Raw genomic sequence first — 18,217 nt, 5'->3', positions numbered from 1 at the left:
ACGGTTGCGCCGTCACGCTAGGGGACTTCTGCTCAGCTCGTCCATACTTTGTACTCAGTGAGTTCAAAGTCCGGCCGAGATGTTTCCACCGGCCTCCGTGGCCCCTTCGGCCCCGCCCTCCCCCGCGTGTCGGCCGTCACCGCATGTGCGGCGCGGACCGGGGAAGTTGTCGTCCCTGCGTCGCACCGCGGCGACGGCGGCATGAGGAGGGCATGTGAGAACCACCAAGGGCACGGGCAAGGCCAAGGCCCGTCAGGCGGCGAACAGTTCGGTCGTCGACACCGGGGCGCGCGTCGGCCTGGTCGCGCGCGGAGTGCTGTACGTACTGATCGGCGTACTGGCGCTGCGTGTGGCGTTCGGCGGCGAGAACCAGGAGGCCGACAGCAGCGGCGCCATCCGCGAACTGGCCCAGCAGCCGTTCGGCAAGGTGCTCGTCTGGGCCGTCGGGATCGGCCTGGTGGGCATGGCGCTGTGGCGGCTCAGCGAGGCGCTGTTCGGCTCGGCGGGCCCGAAGGGCGACAAGCCCGGCAAGCGCGCGCTGTCCGCCGCGCGGTTCGTCTTCTACGGGTTCATGGCCTATTCCGTGCTGTCGTTCGCGGCGTCCGCCCGCAAGAACAAGGGCAGTGACGCCAAGTCGCACGACTTCACGGCCCGCGCGCTCGACCTCCCGGCCGGGCGCTGGCTGGTCGGCATCGCCGGGCTCGTGATCATAGGCATCGGGATCGGCGTCGGGGTGCGGGCGGCGCTGCGCAAGTACCACAAGCACCTGAAGAAGGCGCAGATGTCGCGCCAGGTGCGCCGGGGCATCGACGTGCTCGGGGTCAGCGGCGGTGTGGCGCGCGGCCTGATCTACGCGGGCGCGGGCGTCTTCGTCCTGATCGCCGCCGCGCAGTACGACCCGGACGAGGCCAAGGGCGTCGACGGCACCCTGCGCTCCTTCGCCGGAACCCCGGCGGGCCCGTGGCTCCTGGCGCTGGTCGCGTTCGGGCTGCTGCTGTTCGGGCTGTTCTCGTTCGCGCTGGCGCGGTACCGCAGGGTCTGAGCGGAGGGACGCACGGCACGGGGCTGCACTCTTACTTACCGGTCAGTGGGATCATGCGGACTGCGGGCAGCACCCGTCCGCAGCCCGCCCGCTCCTCCCGGAGGCCCCTTTGCGCCGCGTCCGTTCCCCCCAGCTCCTCGCCGGTCTCCTGGCCGGTGCCGGGGTCACCCACTTCCTGCTGCCGAAGCCCTTCGACTCGATCGTGCCGCGTACGCTGCCGGGCTCGCCCCGCGCCTGGACCTACGCCAGCGGCGCGGTCGAGCTGGCGCTCGCGGCCGGGATCGCGCTGCCGCGCACCCGGGAGCGGACGGCGAACGCCGCGGCCGCCTTCTTCGTCGCCGTCGCGCCCGCCAACGTGAAGATGGCCTGGGACTGGCGCGACCGCCCGGCGCCGCTGCGGCGCACGGCCGCCGCCCGGGTCCCGCTGCAGGTGCCGCTCGTGCTGTGGGCGCGGAAGGTGGCGCGCGACGCGGCCTGAGGCGGGTCCGACAGTCCGACGGTCCGGGGTCACTCCGACGGCACGAACTCCCGCAGCAGCGCGGTCAGCGCGCGGGCCGCGGCGCTCCGCGTCCGGTCGGCCGGGGCCGCGAGCGACAGCGGCCAGTACAGATCGGCGCCCGTCACCGGGATCACCGACAGGCCGTGCGCGGTGTCGGCGAGGAAGCGCGGGAGCAGCGCGATACCGAGGCCCGCGCGCACATAGTCCGCGCTGGTGGCGATGTCCGTGATCTCGATGGTGACGTGGCGCGGCACCCCGGCCGCCGCGAACGCCCGGTCGGCGACGGCCCGGTTCCCGTAGCCGACGGGGCAGTCGATGAACCGCAGCCCCGCCAGCTCACCGATCTCCGCCTCCTCGCGCCCGGCGAGCGGGTGGTCCGGCGGCACGACCAGGTGCAGCGTCGACCCGGTCAGCGGCAGCAGTTCGACGCCCGGCGGGCGCGGGCCCGGCGAGGAGACGAAGGCCAGGTCGAGACGGCCTTCGACGAGCGCCTCCAGGTGCCCCCGCGAACCGGTCGGCGCGACGCTGATCAGCACCTGCACGCCCGGGTGGCGGCGGTGGAACTCGCCGAGCAGGGCGGGCAGGTCGATCAGCCGGATCGAGGTCAGCGTGCCCAGGCGCAGGGTGCCGCGCAGCCCGCCCCGCACCTCGGCGACGGCGTCCGCCGCGTCCCGTGCGGCGTCCAGGGCGATGCGGGCCCTGGGCAGCAGGGCCCGGCCCGCGTCGGTGAGCAGCACCCGCTTGGAGTTGCGGTCCAGGAGGCGGGCGTCGAGTTCGCGCTCCAGCGCCTTCACCGCGGCCGAGACGGCGGACTGGACGATGTGCAGCCGGGCCGCGGCGCGCGTGAAGTTCTGCTCCTCGGCGACGGCGACGAAGTACTCGAGATGACGTAGCTCCACGCCTCGAACTATCGCACATCGAGATCACTGCCAGCTCGAAGATTCGTTGGACGCGATGGTGGGTGCGGGCGCACATTGAGACACGTCCGGATCACGGACCGTCTTTCGATCGGAGCAGTGCCATGACTCTCATGCCGACCGTCCCGCGCACCCGCGTCGCGGCCACGCCCGTCGGTTCCCCCCGTCACGGGGTCGGTTTCTGGGCGGTCGCCACTGCGTTCCTCGTCGCCATGGCGTTCTCCACCGTGCCGACGCCGCTGTACCCGCTGTACGAGGTCCGCGACGGTTTCTCCACGTTCATGGTCACCGTCGTCTTCGCCGTCTACTCGGTGGGCGTGATGGTCAGCCTCGTCCTGGCCGGGCACGTCTCGGACTGGGTGGGGCGCCGCAAGATCCTGCTGGCCGCGCTCTCCCTGGAACTGGTCGCGGCCCTGCTCTTCCTGTCGACGGCGGCGCTGCCCATGCTGCTCGTCGCCCGGTTCGTCACCGGCCTCGGCGTCGGCATGCTGACCGCCACGGCCACCGCGCACCTGCACGAACTGCACTCCGCGCACCGGCCCGGCGCCTCCGCGCAGCGGTTCGAGACGGTCTCCACCGCCGCCAACATCGGCGGCCTCGGCCTCGGCCCGCTGGTCGCCGGGTTCCTCGCCCAGTACGCGGGGGCGCCGCTGCGCGTGCCGTACGCCGTCTTCGTCGTCCTGCTCGTCCTGGTCATGGCCGCCCTGGCGCTGGCCCCCGAGACGGTCTCCGTACAGCCGGTGCGGCCCAAGTACCGGCCGCAGCGGGTGAGCGCCGACCACGGGGACCGCGCCGGATACCTTGCCGCGGCCGCCGCCGGATTCGCCTCCTTCGCGGTGTTCGGCCTGTTCACGTCCATCGCCGCCGGGTTCGTCGGGCACACGCTCGGCCACCCGTCACGGGCCCTCGCGGGCGGCATCGTCTTCGCCGTGTTCGGCGGCGCCGCCCTCGCCCAGACCCTGACCCAACGCCTGGCACCCCGTACCAAGATGACGGCGGGCGTGCTCGCCGAGGGCGCCGGGTTCCTGACGCTGGTCGTCGGGATGCACACCACGCACCTCGCCGCGTTCCTGACCGGCGGCGTCGTGGCGGGTGTCGGCGCGGGCCTGCTGTTCAAGGCGGCGGTCGGCAGAGTCGTGGCGATGGCCGCGCCCGCCCGGCGCAGCGAGGCCCTCGCGAGCCTGTTCCTCGTCGCCTACCTGGGCCTGAGCGTCCCGGCGGTCGCCATCGGCGTGGCCACCCTGGCACTCAGCGCCACGGCCGCGATGACCTGGTTCGCCGGAGTGCTCCTGGCGCTGCTCACCCTGGTCGCGGTGCTCGACCGCCGCTGAGCCCGCGCTGGGGGAAGCTCAGGTCGACGCGCGGACCACCAGCTCGGGCTCGAAGATCAGCGACGTCGGCTCCGTGCGTTCGCCCTCGATGTGCTCCTGGAGGATGCGGGCCATGGCCATCGCCATCTCCTCCACCGGCTGGCGCACCGTCGTCAGCGGCGGCGTGCAGGTGATGGCGATGCTGGAGTCGTCGAACCCGACGACCGCGACGTCCTGCGGGATGCGGCGCCCCCGCTCCCGCAGGACCTGGCAGACGCCCTGCGCCATCAGGTCGTTGGCGGCGAACACCCCGTCCAGGTGCGGATGGTCGTCGAGCAGCCGCGCCATCGCCGCCGCGCCGCTGTCCAGCGTGAACCCGCCCTCGGCGATCGGCACGTACGGCATCCCGGCCCGCTCCACCGCCTCCCGGAACCCGGCGAGCCGCTGCTGCCCGGCGGGGAGGTCGAGCGGGCCCGACACCGTCGCGAGGCGGCGCCGGCCGCGTTCGAGCAGATGCCGCGCCGCCATCCTGCCGCCCTCCCCGTGCGCCAGATCGACGTAACTGACGGGCGCGGGCAGGGCGGGCCGCGCGAAGCACACGGCGGGCAGCCGCTCGCGGGCCAGCAGGGGCGGCAGCGGGTCCTCCGCGTGCGTGGAGACGACGAGCGCGCCGTCGGCCCGGCCCTGGCGCAGGTAGGCCATCACCTCGTCGCGGGCCGTCGCCGACTCGGCGAACATCAGCACCGGGTGCATGGACCGCGTGCGCAGGAAGGCCACGACGCCGCTGACGATGCGGCCGAAGAAGGGGTCGGCGAAGACCCGCGCCGTGAACGCGTTCTGCGCGCCCTCGTCCTCCTCGCCCGCCCCGGACACCACGAGCGCGATGGTCTCCGCCCGCCGGGTGACCAGGGAACGCGCCGCCCTGTTGGGGGTGTAGCCGGTGCGCCTGATCGCCTCGCGCACCGTCTCCCGGATGGCGGGGTCCACGCTGGGGACCTCGTTGATCACCCGGGACACGGTGGCCCGTGAGACCCCCGCCTCCCGCGCGACGTCCTCGAGCGTCAGGGACTGTCGTTGCATGCGCGCAGCTTAATCGGGCCGACGCACCGCGCATAGAGCGCTCTCTCGCGGGTGCCCTCCGACCCGCACCCTGGCGGTGAGCGGCAGGTCGCCCGCCGAGCGGCCCACGTGCACGGTGAACGGCCCCGGCTCCCCCGCCCACTCCTGCCGGCCGACGTCCCAGTACCGCAGCGAGCGCGCCGCCACGGCGATGTCGACCCGCACCGACTCCCCGGGCCCGGCGTGCACGGCCGCGTACCCGGCGAGCCAGCGCACGGGCCGCTCGACCGCCGGCTCCGGCCGCGACAGATAGACCTGCACGACCTCGCGCCCGTGCCGCGCACCGGTGTTCCGCACCAGCGCCGTCACGGTGAACCCGGCGTCGCCGTCCACGACTCGGGGTGCGACGACACGCTCGTACGCCCACGTCGTGTAGCCGAGCCCGTGCCCGAACCAGTAGGCGGGGGCGCGCCCGGTGCGCAGCCAGCCGCGGTGCCCGACGTGGATGCCCTCGTCGTAACGGAGCCTCCCCTCGACGGGCCGGACCGTCGTGACCGGGGCGTCGGTGAGGCGCGCGGGCCAGGTGGTCGGGAGTCTGCCGCCGGGCTCGGTGTCGCCGCACAGGATGCCGGCGAGCGCGCCGCCCGCCTCCTGCCCCGGCAGCCAGGTGAGCAGGACGGCACCCGCCTCGTCGCGCCAGGGGAGTTCGACCGGGCCGCCGGAGTTGACCACCACGACCGTGCGCGGGTTGGCGGCGGCGACGGCGCGTACGAGGTCGTCCTGGCGGCCGGGCAGGGCGAGGGTGGTGCGGTCGTGTCCTTCGGACTCGCTGCCGTCCGTGGTGCCGACGACGACGATCGCGGCGTCGGCGGTCCGGGCCGCGGCGACGGCCTCGGCGAGCGCGTCCGCGTCGGACGGGGCGGGCGGGGCCGCGGTCAGGACGGTGGCGCGGCCGGTGTCGGGGGCGAGTTCGCGCCGCGCCACGACGAGGACGGGCACGCCTTCTGCGAGGGTGTGGCGGGCCGTGGGCCCCGGCGGGGTGACGTGGACGACGGCCGGGTCGTCGGTGCGGCGCGGGTACGTGCCGTCGATCAGTGACCGTCCGTCCACGGTCAGGGACATCCGGCCGAATCCGCCGAGCCCGAACTCCCACCTGCCGCCGGTCCCCGGTGTCAGGAGGGCGCTGATCTCCACCGTGTGCGCGCCGTCGGGCACGTCGGGTTCGAGCAGCCGGCCCGAGCCGCGGTGCTCCGCGTACAGCTCGCCGCCGTCCGCGTCGAGCATGCGCAGGAGCACGCCGGGGGCGCCGGTGCGCGGGTCGGCGCAGTCGCGGGGACCGAGCGGTGCGGGCGGGGCGCCGAGATCCGGTCCTGGTACGTGGACGACGCGGGTCCGCTCGCCCAGCCGCTCCCGTATCCCGTCCAGCGGGGTGACGACCCGCTCGGGGAAGACGCCCGCGCTGCCGCCGCCCTGGACGCGGGGCGCCACGGCGTGCGTTCCGATGACGGCGAGCGTCTTCAAGTCCCGCTCGGCCAGCGGAAGTACGCCGTTGTTGCTCAGCAGGACCGTGCCGGACGCGGCGGCGCGGCGGAGCAGTCGGCGGGCGTCCGTGGCCGTACGGCGTCGGGGAGCGGGCGCTCCGTCCAGCGCGCCGACCCGTTGCGCGAGCAGGATCAGCCGGCGCACCTTGTCGTCGATGACGGCCTGCGGGACGTGGCCCGCGGCCAGGGCGTCGGCGAGTGTCTCGTCCCAGGGGCCGCCGGGACCCGGCATCGCGAGGTCGAGAGCCGCGTTGGCCGTGTCGACCGCCGTGCGCAGGGCGCCCCAGTCGGACATCACGACGCCGTCGAAGCCCCACTCGCCCTTGAGCGGGCGGTCGAGGAGCGAACTGGCCGTCATGGTTATGCCGTTGACGCGGTTGTACCCGGCCATCACCGCCCAGACCCCGGCGTCGACGGCGGCCTCGAACGGGGCGAGGCAGACCTCGCGCAGGGTGCGTTCGTCGACGCGGACGTCCACCGTCAGCCGGCCGGTCTCCGAGTCGTTGGCGACGAGGTGCTTCGCCGTCGCCGCGACACCTTCGGCCTGGAGGCCGCGGATCAGCGCGGCGCCGATCCGGCCCACGAGCCAGGGGTCCTCCGAGAAGCACTCGAAGTGGCGGCCCGCCAGGGGCGAGCGGTGGAGGTTGAGGTTGGGGGCGAGAACGACGTGCACGCCCTTTCCGCGCGCCTCCTGGGCGAGCAACCCGCCGACCCGCTCGACGAGTTGCTCGTCCCAGCTCGCCGCGAGGGCGGACGCGGAGGGCAGCAGGACCGAGGTGAGGCGCTCGTCCCACGCCTCGCCCCGCACCCCCGCGGGCCCGTCCGAGGTGACGACCTCGGCCAGACCCACGGCGGGTTCGGCACGGGTGCGCCAGGTGGTCCCGCCCGTGAGCAGCCGTACCTTCTGCCGCGGACTCAGCTTTTCGGTCAGCCGGTCCGGCTCCTCGTCGGCCATGGTCCCCACCCTTCGTTCCGCCCCCGGAGCGCTCATGTCGTGGAGCGCTCTCTCACCGTGCCGTTCCATCCGATTCCGGTCAGCTGTAGACGCCGAACTCGTAGAGCGAGTAGCCGTATCCGGTGCCGCGGGCGGTGCCGTTGACACGGACGTAGCGGCCGGTGCCGTTCACGTCGAAGTCGTCGACGCCGCCGTTGCCGTCCGTGACCTGGCGGACGGTGGTCCAGTTCTGGCCGTCGTCCGAGGTCTGGATCGTGTACGCCTTCGCGTACGAGGTCTCCCAGTTGAGCTGCACGTGCCGGAACGAGCGGCGCGAGCCGAGGTCGACCTGGAGCCACTGCGGGTCGCTCCAGTCACTGGCCCAGCGGGTGTCGTTCTTGCCGTCGACGGCCTGCGACGCGGTGCACGGGCAGTCGCCGTAGTCGCTGGTCTGCTGGGAGGAGGCGGTGGTGGGCCGGTTCAGGGCAATGTTGGTGCCGCTGACGGGCGGCGGGACGACGCGCACGGAGCGGGTCTCGACGCCGACGTTGCCGTGGCCGTCGGTGGCCTTGACGTAGATCTTCCAGACACCGGGCTTGTCGGGGGCGGTCACCTTGAGCTGGCCGGAGCCGAGGTTCGTGACCTGCAGCGGGGTGAGCTGCTTGCTCTGGTCGATGTAGTTGCTGTTGCTGAGGACCTGGTAGGAGAGCGGGTCGCCGTTCGGGTCGGTCACCGTGGTGGCGATGGTGAGGTCGCGCCCGGCGGGGACGCTGGTCGCGCCGCCCTCGATGTCCATGCGCGAGATCACCGGCGGGGTGTTGTCGCGGGAGGTGTCGCCTCCGTAGGCGCGCTTCACGGCGTAGTAGGAGAGCCGCTTCTCGCCCGCGGGCAGCAGGTTGAACCAGATGCCGCCGAAGTCGTACTCGGTGCCGTAGTGGAACATGGTGGCGCCGAGCGCGACGCCCTTGTGGCCGGTGATGCAGCCCCACGCCTTGGTGTAGCCCTCGGCCTTGGCCTGGTCGGTGGGTTCCTGCGGCACGCCGTTGGCGTCGTCGGTCACCTCCCACTCCCCCGCGGGTCCGGTCTCGGTGACGATGTAGGGCTTGGTGTAACCCCCCTGCTGCCAGGCCGCCTTGACGTCGCACACGGCGTTGTAGGAGTTCACGGCGTACAGGTCGAGGTCGGGGGCGTTGCGCTTGTAGTAGGGCCAGGCGCCGACCCAGGCGTCGGTCGAGGTGACCGGGTGGTTCGGGTCGACCGCGTGGATCTTCTTCGTGATGTCGTTGACGAAGGTGGTGTAGGCGTTGCGCTGCCTCTCCAGCTCGTCGCCGCTGTAGCAGTTCTGCAGACCGAGGACGGACTCGTTGCCGACGTTCCACATCAGGACGCCCGGGTTGTCCTTGTAGGTCTGCGCCCACTTGGGGAACTCCGCGAGCATCTGGTTCTTGTACGCGGTGTCCGTCAGGTAGTTCACGCAGCCGCCGCTGCCGGGGCCGCCGCCGGGCTGGAGCCAGAACCCCGCGATGACCTTGACGCCGTGCGCGGCGGCGGAGTCGAGGAGGGGCTTGCTGGAGGCGTCGGTGCCCCAGGTGCGGATGGTGTTGACGCCCATGGACTTCAGGTCGGGCAGGTACCGGTCGGCGTCGGCGACGGAGGGTCCCCAGGTCAGGCCCTTGATCTGGTACGGCGAACCGTTGACCTGGAGCTGCCAGTTGCCCTGCGAGCCGGTCACCTTGACGACGTCGGCGGCGGCGTGCGCGGCCTGCGAGGGCAGGGCGAGAAAACCGGCCGCGAGCACGCCGGCGGTGAGGGGGGTCGCGAGGCGGTGCGTTCTGCGGTGGGCGGTGCGGGTGGGGCGCATGCGGGTGCCTCCGGCGGGGTCGGGGGTAGGAGGGGGCGAGGGGTGAGGGGGGACGGGGCGGCGGCCGGTCAGGAGGGCCGCCGCCCCGGGTGCGGCGGTACGCGGATCAGGGCAGTTCGTAGCGGTCGTTCAGGACCGCGCCCTTCTCCGGGTGGTTCTGGTCGTAGCCGCGGGTGTCGCACTGCAGGCCGCCGACGACGCAGTGGTCCACCATCGCCTTCAGCGTCCGGTCGTCCCAGGCGTTGAAGAAGTCGTAGTGGAACGAGTAGCCGCGGCCGCTGGAGAGCCGGACCTTCGACATGTCACCGTTGATCGGGAACGCCATCTTGAACTCGATCATCGGCAGCGCGACGGGGTGGGAGGCCGGGCACATGTTGTCGTTCGTGCCCGGCTTCACCACCGGGTAGGACATGTGGCTCTTGTGGTCCGGGGTGTCCAGGTACTTGCCGTCCCAGCAACTGGGCGCCTGCATACGGATATTGACCTGGGTGTCCTGAGAGGTCGGGCAGCTCGCCGGGAAATCGACGTTGAAGTAGCTGTTGCCGCACTCCCAGCCCTCCACGAAGCCGCGGTGGTTGCGGAACTCCTGGGCGGTCTGCATCGGGTTGCCGACCACGAACCGCAGGCCCTTCGGGAAGGGCCGCACGCTGGTGTAGTCGGTGACCCCGGCCTTGTAGTAGATGGTCTGCTCGCCGACCGGGAGGACCGGCTTGTCGCCGTTGAGCATGGTCGGCATCCAGTAGCCGGACCTGTCGCCGGGGGCGAGGCACCGGGTGGAACCCTTGTCGAGCGAGGCGGTGGTGCTGTTCGCGTCGGTCGTGGTGTTGCCCATGAACGTGTGGTCGTGGGACTTGCCCGGCTGGCCCGGGTAGACGATCGGGTCGTCGGGCTTGGTGTGGGTGACGTAACAGTGCGCCTGGAACTCGTGGAAGTAGGCGTGCGGCGGCACCTTCGTGGACGGTTCCACGCCGGTGACCGGCGGGTTCGCCGGAATGTAGCCGTCGGCGTCCGCGTCCTCGGCGGCGGCCTTGGTGGACGCGGCCATCGTGTGGCCCTGGTGCTGCGACGTCCGCTGCTGCGCGGGGGACTCGGCGGCGCCCGCGGTGAGGGCGACGCCGCCGACACCCATCGTGGTCAGCACGAGTGCGCCGGATATGAGCAGCCCTGAGACGAGTTTCGATCTCCGTGGCATGGGAGACCTCCTGCCATGTCGGTACGACGTGTGGGGGCGTGCTGGGAGTGCTGAGAGAGTTGGGAGAGCTGAGAGAACGCTGAGAGAGCGCTCTCTCGCCGGGGAGTGTTCTCGCTCTGACGTGACAGTGTCAAGGGTGGGTGAACGGCTTGTTGCGAGCGGATGTTCCGCTCGGGCGAGCGCGCGAGTCCACAAGTGCCGCATTTGGGGCGGCAGTTGGGAGGCCCGAGAGAGCGCTCCCAGCTGTGCGGCGGCTAGGCTCGCCCTGTGCAGCAGACCAGCCGCGTTCTCTTCGTGACGCCCGCGCTCAGCGTGGCGCAGCGCCGCGCCGCCTTCGACGACGACGGCCCGCTCGACCCGGCGGGTGTCGCGCAGGCCCGCGCGGCTGCGGGCGCGCTGCCCGCGGGCGCCCGCGTCGTGGTGTCGCCGAGTGCCCGCTGCGCGGAGACGGCGAAGGCGCTGGGCCTCACGGCCACATCAACCAGCGCATCGCTGGCCGGAGTTGGCGCGGGGAGCTGGCGCGGCAGGACGCTGGACGAGGTGGGCGCGGCCGAGCCCGAGGCCCTGGGCCGCTGGCTCACCGACCCGGACGTGCCCGCGCCCGGCGGGGGGCGAGTCGGTGGCGCAGGTGTGCGCGCGGGTCGGGCGCTGGCTGGACGGGCCGGAGCCGGGCGCGGGTCGCCTCGTCGCCGTCGTCGAGCCCGATGCCGTACGGGCCGCGGTCGTCCACGCGCTCGGGGCCCCCGCGACGGCCTTCTGGCGACTGGACGTACCGCCCTTGACCGTCACGGAGCTCACGGGGCGCCTGGGCCGCTGGAACGCGGGTATCGGCCGCCCACTGGCGGCGACTTGAGCCTGGCGGTCGCGGGGCGGGCCGGTCGCAGGGCTGGCCGGTCGCACTACGGCCCCGTCATACGGCGGCCCAGTGACCCAGGGGGCCGATGCCGTTCGGAGCGCGGAGCGGCCTGCGTCGCCGACCGCACTCCCGCTGTGGTCGGCGACGCGTTCGAGGGGCGGTCATCGGCCGGCTTGTACCGCCCCGGTCGGGGTCGGTGGTGCGGCGGGCCTGGGGCGGAGCAGGCGGTCGGCCAGTTCGCCGAAGAGCAGGCCGAACCCGCCCCAGAGCACGACCTGCATGGCCAGGGCGGAGAGCCGGAAGCGCCAGAGCAGTGCGGCCGGGAAGTGGTCCGGCACGTCGTTGACGACGGGCAGCAGCGCGAACGCGACGCCCGTGACGACGACGTAGGCGAGCACCGCCAGGACGGTGGCGTACCAGGTGCCGGTCCTGGAAGCGAGGCGCTTGCCCAGGACCGTCGCGCCGACCGCGAGGAGCACGCTCAGCACGATCATCAGGAAGTACAGGGTGGTCCGCTTGCCGATGGTGTCGGGGTTGCCGACGGCGGGCGGGTTCGCCGGGTACTTCAGGAACGGGACGACGTAGACGGCGAGCAGGGCGCAGCCGGAGAGCAGCAGCGCCGTCGGGCGCGGGCCGAGACGGCCCACCCGGCCGAGCGCGAAGCAGTAGGCGAGCGCCGCGATACCGCCGAAGGCGACCCCGTAGACGAGGACGCCGGTGGCGAGTCCTGCCGTGGACTGCAGGGAGCGGGAGACCAGTTCGGCCTCTTCACCGCCGTGGCCGTGACCGGCGTGGGAGGACTCCTCGAAGCCGATGGCGCTGTCGACGCCGGGCTCGCCGAGGAAGTAGGCGACGATCAGCGCGAGCACGCCGGCGGCGAGACCGGCGAGCATGCCCCGGACGAGCAGATTGCGTACGGTGCTCGAGTTCATGAGCGCTGCGGTGTCCCTCTGGTCAGTGGCAGGGGAAGCCGAGCAGGTGGCGGGCGTCGTGCACCCACTCATGGACTCCGGCGCCGCTGAACACGGACGTGGCGCCCTGTTCCGCGCCGACGAAGTACAGCAGGACCAGCATCAGGACGCCGAAGAAGACAGCCCAGGGGGCGATCGCCTTCAACGGCAGTTTGACCGGGGCGGTGACAGGGGTGGTGGCAGTCGGCTGGGCGACGTGCTGTGCCATGGCAGGAGCCTCCTCGGGGATGTGTTCGCGTCCCCACTCGGTGGTGCACAGGACGACAACCACGGGTCTGACTCACGAACGGGCCCGCCCCACCCTCGTAGAACTCGTAGAACTCGTAGAAGTCGTAGGACTCGTAGAACCCTAGAACTCGTAGAACCCTGAGAACTCGTGGAACTCGTGAGGGAAGGGGGGCCGTTTCGCACACAGTGGCGCGACCGTGCCGGGATCACACCGGCTTCCGTCGTGCTGTCGTCGATACGCACTGAAGGTACCGCCTGTCGCGTGCATGGCCAAGAAGCCCTCGGCGATGTGATCTTGCTCGGAGGGCGCCGGCGCACGGACTCCGGATCACCCAAGGGCGCCGCCGAGCCCCAGTTCACGCTCGCCCAGCGGCGCGAAGTGCCGCTCCACATCGGCGCCGGTGACCTCGGCGAGGGTGCGCGGGGACCAGCGGGGCCTGCGGTCCTTGTCGATGACCTGGGCGCGGACCCCCTCGACGAAGTCGGGGTTGTGCAAAGCGACGCAGGACACGCGGTACTCCTGGTCGAGCACCTCTTCCAGGGAGGCGAGGGCGCGGGCCCGGCGCACGGCGGCGAACGTGACCTTCACGGAGGTCGGCGACTTGGCGAGCAGCGTCTCGGCCGTCTCCTTGGCGGCGGGATCGCCGTGGCCGAGGAGCCGGTCGACGATCTCCTCGACGGTGTCGGCGGCGAAACAGGCGTCGACCCACGGGCGTTGAGCCGCGAGCACTCCTTCGGGCGCGGGCCGCGCGTGGCGTGCGACGGCGTCCCGCGCGGGCCGCTCCGCCAGGTCGGCGACGAGCGCGGGCAGGGCGTCCGAGGGGACGTAGTGGTCGGCGAGTCCGCACAGCAGGGCGTCACCGGCGCCGATGTGCTCCCCGGTGAGGGCGAGGCGGGTGCCGAGTTCGCCGGGCGCGTGCGCGAGGAGGTGGGTGCCGCCGACGTCGGGGACGAAGCCGATACCGGTCTCCGGCATGGCGACCTTGGAGCGTTCGGTGACGATCCGGATGTCGCCGTGCGCGGAGATGCCGACGCCGCCGCCCATCACGATGCCGTCCATCAGGGCGACGTAGGGCTTGGGGTAGCGGGCGATGCGGGCGTTGAGGTGGTACTCGTCGCGCCAGAACGCGGTGGAGGCGGTGCCGTCGCCGTCGCGGGCGTCGTCGTGCACGGCGCGGATGTCGCCGCCCGCGCACAGGCCGCGCTCCCCCGCGCCGCTGATGACGACGGTCTCCACGGTGGCGTCGTGCTCCCACTCCGCCAGCGCGCGGTCGACGAGGCCCACCATCTCGTGGTTGATCGCGTTCAGGGCGCGCGGCCGGTTGAGGACGAGGTGGGCGGCGCGCCCTTCCCTGCGTACGAGGACGGGGACTTCGCCGGGGGCGGGGACGGGGACGCGCATGTTCTCGTCGTTCCTTTCGGGGCACGGACCCGCGGGGTCCGGACGATCTTCCTGCTGCTCGCTGCCATCCTCTCCGATGGCCCCGCGGGGCGTGCGGCGGCCCGTCAGACCGTGGCCAGCGACACCTCCGTCGCCTTCATGAGCGCGACGACGGCGGACCCCGCGCCGAGTCCGAGGTCGGTGACCGCCTCCTTGGTGACGGCGGCCGTCAGCTCGCCGCCGTCGACGGAGATCCGTACGCAGGCCATGGCGCCGCCGGTGACGACGTCGGGGACGGTGCCGGGCAGTTGGTTGCGGACGGACAGGGTCATGGCGGCCTGCCTCACGCATAGGTGGTTTCGCCCGTTACGGGGCCTGTTGCGGCTCACCGTAGTCGCGCCGGGTCTCCTCCGGCCGGTTCAGGCGGGGTAGGCGTGGGTCTGGGCCGCCTTGACCGTGGCCCAGACCGTGGCGCCGGGGTGCAGATCCAGCTCGGCGGCGGCGACGGTCGTGAGGTCGGCGGCGAGCGGGAGTTCGCCGGTCAGGGCCGCGCGGATCTGGTCGCCGTGCGTCTCCATGCCGGTGACCTCGCAGCGCCACAGATTGCGGGCGCTGGAGCCGGTGGGGCGTTCGCCGTGCAGGGTCACCGCGCTCGGCGGGAAGGCGACGAAGACCGGTCCGGCCAACTCCTCGGTGGTGGTGATCGCGGGGCCGTCGCCGGCGCCGGCCTGGACGCGGACGGTGTGGCCCTCGGCGCGGCCCCGGTAGAGGTTGAGGCCGACGAGCTGGGCGATGTAGTCGGTGCGCGGGCGGCGGGCGATGTCGCCGGGCGCCCCCTCCTGCACGAGGTGCCCGTTCTCCACGACCACGAGCCGGTCGGCGAGGACCATGGCGTCCAGCGGGTCGTGCGTGACCAGGACGGCGACGGCCTCGAACTCCGCCAGGTGGCGCCGGAGTTGGGCCCGTACGTCGAGTCGTGTACGGGCGTCGAGCGCGGCGAGCGGTTCGTCGAGCAGGAGCAGGCGCGGGCGGGTGGCCAGGGCGCGGGCGAGCGCGACGCGCTGCGCCTGGCCGCCGGAGAGGCGGCGCGGCTTGGCCCCGGCGTGCTGGGCGAGGCCCATCCGGTCGAGCCACGCGGCGGCCTCGGCGCGGGCCTCCGCCTTGGTCCGGCCCTGGCAGCGCGGCCCGAACGCGACGTTGTCCAGGGCGCTCAGGTGCGGGAAGAGGAGGTAGTCCTGGAAGACGACGCCGACGGGGCGCGACTCGGGCGGTGTGCCGTCCAGTTCGGCCCCGTCGAGGCGCAGATGCCCGTCGTCCAGCGGTACGAGCCCGGCGAGGGCGCGCAGGGCGGTGGTCTTCCCGGCCCCGTTCGGCCCGAGCAGGGCGACGACGTCGCCGGGGGCGGCGGCGAGGGCGACGTCGAGGCGGAAGGCGCCGCGATCGACGACGAGCCGCGCGTCGAGCCCGGCGCCGTCGTCCCTGCTCGGTGCGGTGAGGGAGGTGGTCATGAGGCGGTCATCCATCGGTCGCGCAGGCCCGCCAGCACCGTGATGGACACGGCGAGCAGGACCAGGCTGAGGGCGATCGCCGCCGCCGGGTCGCTCTGCATGGCGAGGTAGACGGCGAGCGGCATGGTCTGGGTGCGGCCGGGGAAGTTGCCGGCGAAGGTGATGGTCGCGCCGAACTCACCGAGGGCGCGGGCCCAGGCGAGGACCGATCCGGCGGCGATGCCGGGGGCGATGAGCGGCAGCGTCACGCGGCGGAACGCGGTGAAGCGGGAGGCGCCGAGCGTCATGGCGGCCTCCTCGTAGCGCGGGTCGGCGGCGCGCAGCGTGCCCTCGACGCTGATGACGAGGAACGGCATGGCGACGAACGCCTCCGCGATGACCACACCGGTCGTCGTGAAGGGCAGGGTCAGGCCGAACCACTGGTCCAGGTACTGGCCGACGATGCCGTTGCGGCCGAGCGCGGTCAGCAGGGCGACACCGCCGACGACCGGCGGCAGCACGAGCGGCAGCGTCACCAGGGCCCGTACGAGACCACGCCCGCGGAACTCCGTGCGGGCGAGCAGCCAGGCGAGCGGCACGCCGAGCACGAGGCTGACCAGCGTCGCCAACGTGGCGCAGAGCAGGGACAGTTGCAGCGCCTGCCAGACCTCGGTGCTGGTCAGCTGGGACGGCAGGTCCTGCCACGGGGCGCGGACCAGCAGGGCGAGCAGCGGCACCACGAGGAACGCGAGGCCCACGAGCGCGGGCAGGAGCAGCGGCAGCGGGGCCGCGCGGCCGCGGGTGCGGCGCCGCCGCGGCCCGCCCTGGAGGGTGTCGGCCGCGGCGCGCTTGTCGAGCTGGGTCACGGCTTGCGGAAGCCCGCGGTGGTCAGCACCTTCTGGCCGTCGTCGGAGCGCACGAGGTCGATGAACGCCTTCGCGGCGGCCCCGTTGGGCGCGTCCTTGAGCAGGGCGATCGGGTAGTCGTTGATGGCGTCGGCCGATTCGGGGAAGTCCACGCCCTCCACCTTGTCACCCGCGGCCTGCACATCGGTCTTGTAGACGACGGCCGCGTCGGCCTCCTTCAGCTCGACCTTGGTCAGGGCGCTCTTGACGTCCTGCTCGTAGGAGACCGGGGTCAGCTTGAGCTTGCTGGCGTCGAGGGCCTTCTGGGCGGCGGCGCCGCACGGCACGGTCTTGTCGCACAGTACGACCTTGAGGTCGGACTTGGTGGTGAGGTCCTTGAGGGAGGCCACCTTGTCCGGGTTGCCCGGGAGGGTGGCTATCTCCAGCTGGTTGCGGACGAAGGTGACCGGGTCGCCGGAGGCGTCGCCCGCGTCGGTGACGGTCTTCATCGTCTTGGGGCTCGCGGCGGCGAACACGTCGGCGGGGGCGCCGCCGGTGATCCCGGCGGCGAGGCTGTCGCTGCCGCCGAAGTTGAAGGTGACCTTGGTGCCGGGGTGGGCCTTCTCGAACCGCTCGCCGAGCGTGGTGAAGCTCTCCTTGAGCGAGGCGGCCGCGAAGACGGTGACCGTGCCGGACACCTTCTGGTCCGCCGACGCGGAGGAGGAGGCGCCGCCCGAGCCGGAGCCGGAGCCGGAGCCGCAGGCGCTCAGGGTCAGCAGCGCGGCGGTGCCGAGCCCCGCGGCGGACAGCATGCGGCGGGTCCGGCGGGTCCTGCGCACGGAACGGGTTGTCACTGGTCCACTCCCTCATCTCCAGCGGGTTGCGTGGACCATACTGCCGCATCTGCGAACCGTAGGTCTCCTGTCGCATCGCATGAGCCGGTCACTTGAGGCTTGGACCTACGCATGTGCGCCCTGGGACTCCCGGGCTCGGCGGACCTGGCCGGCGGGGCCCGACGGAGGGCAGTGGCTCAGGCCCGGTCGATATGTACGTTCGTCGACTTCACGCGGGCCGTCGCCTCCATGCCGACCTCCAGGCCCAGTTCCTCCACGGCCTCCCGGGTCAGCAGGGAGACGAGGCGGTGCGGTCCGGCCTGGATCTCGACCTGCGCGGCCACATCGCCGAGTTTGACGGCGGTGACGATGCCGGGGAACGCGTTGCGCACCGAGGTGTAGGAGGCGTCCTCGTCGCCGCCCGCGCCCTTGGCCAGTTCCACGGAGAACGCGGCCAGGTCCTTGCCCTCGACGAGCCGGCGCCCAGCCTCGTCCCGGTGCGTGGTGATCCGGCCCGCGTCGGCCCAGCGCCGCGCGGTGTCCGGGCTGACTCCGAGCAGCCGCGCTGCCTGGCCGATGGTGTAGGACTGCATGGATCACAAGATAGCGAGCGGCCGCGGGCCGTCCTCCCTCAGTACCGCTGCGCCTTCGCGATCTTCGCGGTGAGGTGCGGCTCCGGCGGCTTGGAGCTGATGGCGAGCGGCTGGGCCCGCTCCCCCGCCTTCAGGTCCTTCGCCCCGACGACCTTGGACTCGACGACCTTGCCGTCGGCATCGCTGAAATCGACCTGGACCGCGAAGGACGCCGTCTTGTCGGTCTTGTTGGTGATGGTGACGACGAGGGCGCGCACGTTGTCGGTCTCGGCGAGCGGCTTGCCGGTCAGCGACACGTCGTCGACGGCGTTGCCACGGCCGTCGACGGCGTCGAGCTGCTTCGTGTACTCCTGCCGGTTGCGCTCCACGTCGGCGGCGACGGACGCCTCGAAGTCGTGGGCCTTCTCGGACGCCGACTCGGCCGCGGCGGACGCGGACTTCTTCGCCTCGGCCTTCTTCGACTCGGCGCTGGAGGCCATCGAGGACGGCGGTTCACCGGAGAACCGCGACGACTCGGGGGCCGACGGTCTGGGGCTGGCGCTCGCGCCGCTGTCGTTGCCGTCGTCACCGCCGCACGCGGTGAGCGCGAGCGCACCGGCGACCGCGCAGGCGGCGAGGAGGGAGGCTGCACGCATGGGAGGGGTTCCTTTCCTGTGACGACTACGGGG

General features: G+C 72.7%; 16 protein-coding genes and 2 pseudogenes. 4 read left to right on the top strand and 14 right to left on the bottom strand.

Features of this window, described 5'->3' with window-relative positions:
* Window positions 1-214: 214 nt before the first annotated feature.
* Together N5I75_RS31735 and N5I75_RS31730 are read left to right on the top strand one after the other, a co-directional pair.
* The gene (locus tag N5I75_RS31735) at window positions 215-1,042 is read left to right on the top strand and encodes a DUF1206 domain-containing protein (protein WP_476683234.1); all 828 of its coding nucleotides are present in this window, start codon (window positions 215-217) and stop codon (window positions 1,040-1,042) included.
* Window positions 1,043-1,151: 109 nt separating this feature from the next.
* Window positions 1,152-1,520 (top strand): DoxX family protein, encoded by a 369-nt coding sequence (locus N5I75_RS31730; RefSeq protein ID WP_476683232.1) that lies wholly within the window; start codon window positions 1,152-1,154, stop codon window positions 1,518-1,520.
* 29 nt (window positions 1,521-1,549) lie between these two features.
* Here the strand turns inward: N5I75_RS31730 and N5I75_RS31725 are convergent, their stop codons facing one another.
* A complete protein-coding gene (locus N5I75_RS31725; protein ID WP_476683229.1) occupies window positions 1,550-2,440 on the bottom strand; it encodes a LysR family transcriptional regulator in 891 nt (296 codons plus the stop codon).
* Between the two features lie 122 nt (window positions 2,441-2,562).
* On the opposite strand from N5I75_RS31725, the gene N5I75_RS31720 reads away from it, so the two are divergent.
* Window positions 2,563-3,789, top strand: a complete 1,227-nt coding sequence (locus N5I75_RS31720; RefSeq protein ID WP_476683227.1) for an MFS transporter — start codon at window positions 2,563-2,565, stop codon at window positions 3,787-3,789.
* An 18-nt stretch (window positions 3,790-3,807) separates the two neighbouring features.
* On the opposite strand, the gene N5I75_RS31715 is transcribed toward N5I75_RS31720, so the two are convergent.
* The 4 genes from N5I75_RS31715 to N5I75_RS31700 all read right to left on the bottom strand — a co-directional run bounded on the left by N5I75_RS31715 (window position 3,808) and on the right by N5I75_RS31700 (window position 10,355).
* Window positions 3,808-4,848: a LacI family DNA-binding transcriptional regulator gene (locus N5I75_RS31715; protein ID WP_476683225.1), complete on the bottom strand. Its 1,041-nt coding sequence runs from the start codon at window positions 4,846-4,848 to the stop codon at window positions 3,808-3,810.
* Between the two features lie 9 nt (window positions 4,849-4,857).
* A complete protein-coding gene (locus tag N5I75_RS31710) occupies window positions 4,858-7,323 on the bottom strand; it encodes a glycoside hydrolase family 3 C-terminal domain-containing protein (RefSeq protein WP_476683223.1) in 2,466 nt (821 codons plus the stop codon).
* A gap of 79 nt (window positions 7,324-7,402) precedes the next feature.
* Window positions 7,403-9,163: a discoidin domain-containing protein gene (locus N5I75_RS31705; RefSeq protein WP_476683221.1), complete on the bottom strand. Its 1,761-nt coding sequence runs from the start codon at window positions 9,161-9,163 to the stop codon at window positions 7,403-7,405.
* A 106-nt stretch (window positions 9,164-9,269) separates the two neighbouring features.
* Window positions 9,270-10,355 (bottom strand): DUF1996 domain-containing protein, encoded by a 1,086-nt coding sequence (locus N5I75_RS31700; protein ID WP_476683219.1) that lies wholly within the window; start codon window positions 10,353-10,355, stop codon window positions 9,270-9,272.
* 267 nt (window positions 10,356-10,622) lie between these two features.
* Between N5I75_RS31700 and N5I75_RS31695 the strand changes: the two are divergent.
* Window positions 10,623-11,208 (top strand): annotated as a pseudogene (locus N5I75_RS31695) (histidine phosphatase family protein).
* 164 nt (window positions 11,209-11,372) lie between these two features.
* On the opposite strand, the gene N5I75_RS31690 reads toward N5I75_RS31695, so the two are convergent.
* The 9 genes and pseudogenes from N5I75_RS31690 to N5I75_RS31650 all read right to left on the bottom strand — a co-directional run bounded on the left by N5I75_RS31690 (window position 11,373) and on the right by N5I75_RS31650 (window position 18,184).
* The gene (locus N5I75_RS31690; RefSeq protein WP_476683217.1) at window positions 11,373-12,143 is read right to left on the bottom strand and encodes a CbtA family protein; all 771 of its coding nucleotides are present in this window, start codon (window positions 12,141-12,143) and stop codon (window positions 11,373-11,375) included.
* Between the two features lie 22 nt (window positions 12,144-12,165).
* Window positions 12,166-12,390: a CbtB domain-containing protein gene (locus tag N5I75_RS31685; protein ID WP_398202002.1), complete on the bottom strand. Its 225-nt coding sequence runs from the start codon at window positions 12,388-12,390 to the stop codon at window positions 12,166-12,168.
* A gap of 348 nt (window positions 12,391-12,738) precedes the next feature.
* A complete protein-coding gene (locus tag N5I75_RS31680) occupies window positions 12,739-13,812 on the bottom strand; it encodes an enoyl-CoA hydratase/isomerase family protein (protein WP_476683215.1) in 1,074 nt (357 codons plus the stop codon).
* Window positions 13,813-13,916: 104 nt separating this feature from the next.
* A pseudogene (locus N5I75_RS31675) lies at window positions 13,917-14,117 on the bottom strand (TOBE domain-containing protein); the annotation flags it as partial.
* A 93-nt stretch (window positions 14,118-14,210) separates the two neighbouring features.
* Complete coding sequence (locus tag N5I75_RS31670; protein ID WP_476683213.1) at window positions 14,211-15,299, bottom strand: ABC transporter ATP-binding protein; 1,089 nt, start codon at window positions 15,297-15,299, stop codon at window positions 14,211-14,213.
* Window positions 15,296-16,144, bottom strand: coding sequence for a molybdate ABC transporter permease subunit (gene modB, locus N5I75_RS31665; RefSeq protein WP_476683211.1), 849 nt, complete (start codon window positions 16,142-16,144; stop codon window positions 15,296-15,298). The genes N5I75_RS31670 and modB overlap by 4 nt, the downstream gene beginning before the upstream one ends.
* Window positions 16,141-16,935 (bottom strand): molybdate ABC transporter substrate-binding protein, encoded by a 795-nt coding sequence (modA, locus tag N5I75_RS31660; RefSeq protein ID WP_476684842.1) that lies wholly within the window; start codon window positions 16,933-16,935, stop codon window positions 16,141-16,143. The genes modB and modA overlap by 4 nt, the downstream gene beginning before the upstream one ends.
* 218 nt (window positions 16,936-17,153) lie before the next feature.
* A complete protein-coding gene (locus N5I75_RS31655; protein ID WP_476683209.1) occupies window positions 17,154-17,549 on the bottom strand; it encodes a TOBE domain-containing protein in 396 nt (131 codons plus the stop codon).
* Window positions 17,550-17,587: 38 nt separating this feature from the next.
* Window positions 17,588-18,184 carry an FxLYD domain-containing protein gene (locus tag N5I75_RS31650; protein WP_476683207.1) on the bottom strand — a complete coding sequence of 199 codons (597 nt, stop codon included), beginning with the start codon at window positions 18,182-18,184 and terminating at the stop codon, window positions 17,588-17,590.
* Between the last annotated feature and the right edge of the window lie 33 nt (window positions 18,185-18,217).

The sequence above is a fragment of the Streptomyces sp. R818 genome (genome assembly GCF_056172735.1).
This window is presented reverse-complemented; position numbering and strand designations above follow the sequence as displayed.

Bases quoted from the DNA above. Each gene is read 5' to 3' on its own strand.
- N5I75_RS31720 (WP_476683227.1), top strand. From the start codon at position 2,563: ATGACTCTCATGCCGACCGTCCCGCGCACCCGCGTCGCGGCCACGCCC.
- N5I75_RS31715 (WP_476683225.1), bottom strand. From the start codon at position 4,848: ATGCAACGACAGTCCCTGACGCTCGAGGACGTCGCGCGGGAGGCGGGG.
- N5I75_RS31710 (WP_476683223.1), bottom strand. From the start codon at position 7,323: ATGGCCGACGAGGAGCCGGACCGGCTGACCGAAAAGCTGAGTCCGCGG.
- N5I75_RS31705 (WP_476683221.1), bottom strand. From the start codon at position 9,163: ATGCGCCCCACCCGCACCGCCCACCGCAGAACGCACCGCCTCGCGACC.
- N5I75_RS31700 (WP_476683219.1), bottom strand. From the start codon at position 10,355: ATGCCACGGAGATCGAAACTCGTCTCAGGGCTGCTCATATCCGGCGCA.
- N5I75_RS31690 (WP_476683217.1), bottom strand. From the start codon at position 12,143: ATGAACTCGAGCACCGTACGCAATCTGCTCGTCCGGGGCATGCTCGCC.
- N5I75_RS31685 (WP_398202002.1), bottom strand. From the start codon at position 12,390: ATGGCACAGCACGTCGCCCAGCCGACTGCCACCACCCCTGTCACCGCC.
- N5I75_RS31680 (WP_476683215.1), bottom strand. From the start codon at position 13,812: ATGCGCGTCCCCGTCCCCGCCCCCGGCGAAGTCCCCGTCCTCGTACGC.
- N5I75_RS31670 (WP_476683213.1), bottom strand. From the start codon at position 15,299: ATGACCACCTCCCTCACCGCACCGAGCAGGGACGACGGCGCCGGGCTC.
- modA (WP_476684842.1), bottom strand. From the start codon at position 16,935: ATGCTGTCCGCCGCGGGGCTCGGCACCGCCGCGCTGCTGACCCTGAGC.
- N5I75_RS31655 (WP_476683209.1), bottom strand. From the start codon at position 17,549: ATGCAGTCCTACACCATCGGCCAGGCAGCGCGGCTGCTCGGAGTCAGC.
- N5I75_RS31650 (WP_476683207.1), bottom strand. From the start codon at position 18,184: ATGCGTGCAGCCTCCCTCCTCGCCGCCTGCGCGGTCGCCGGTGCGCTC.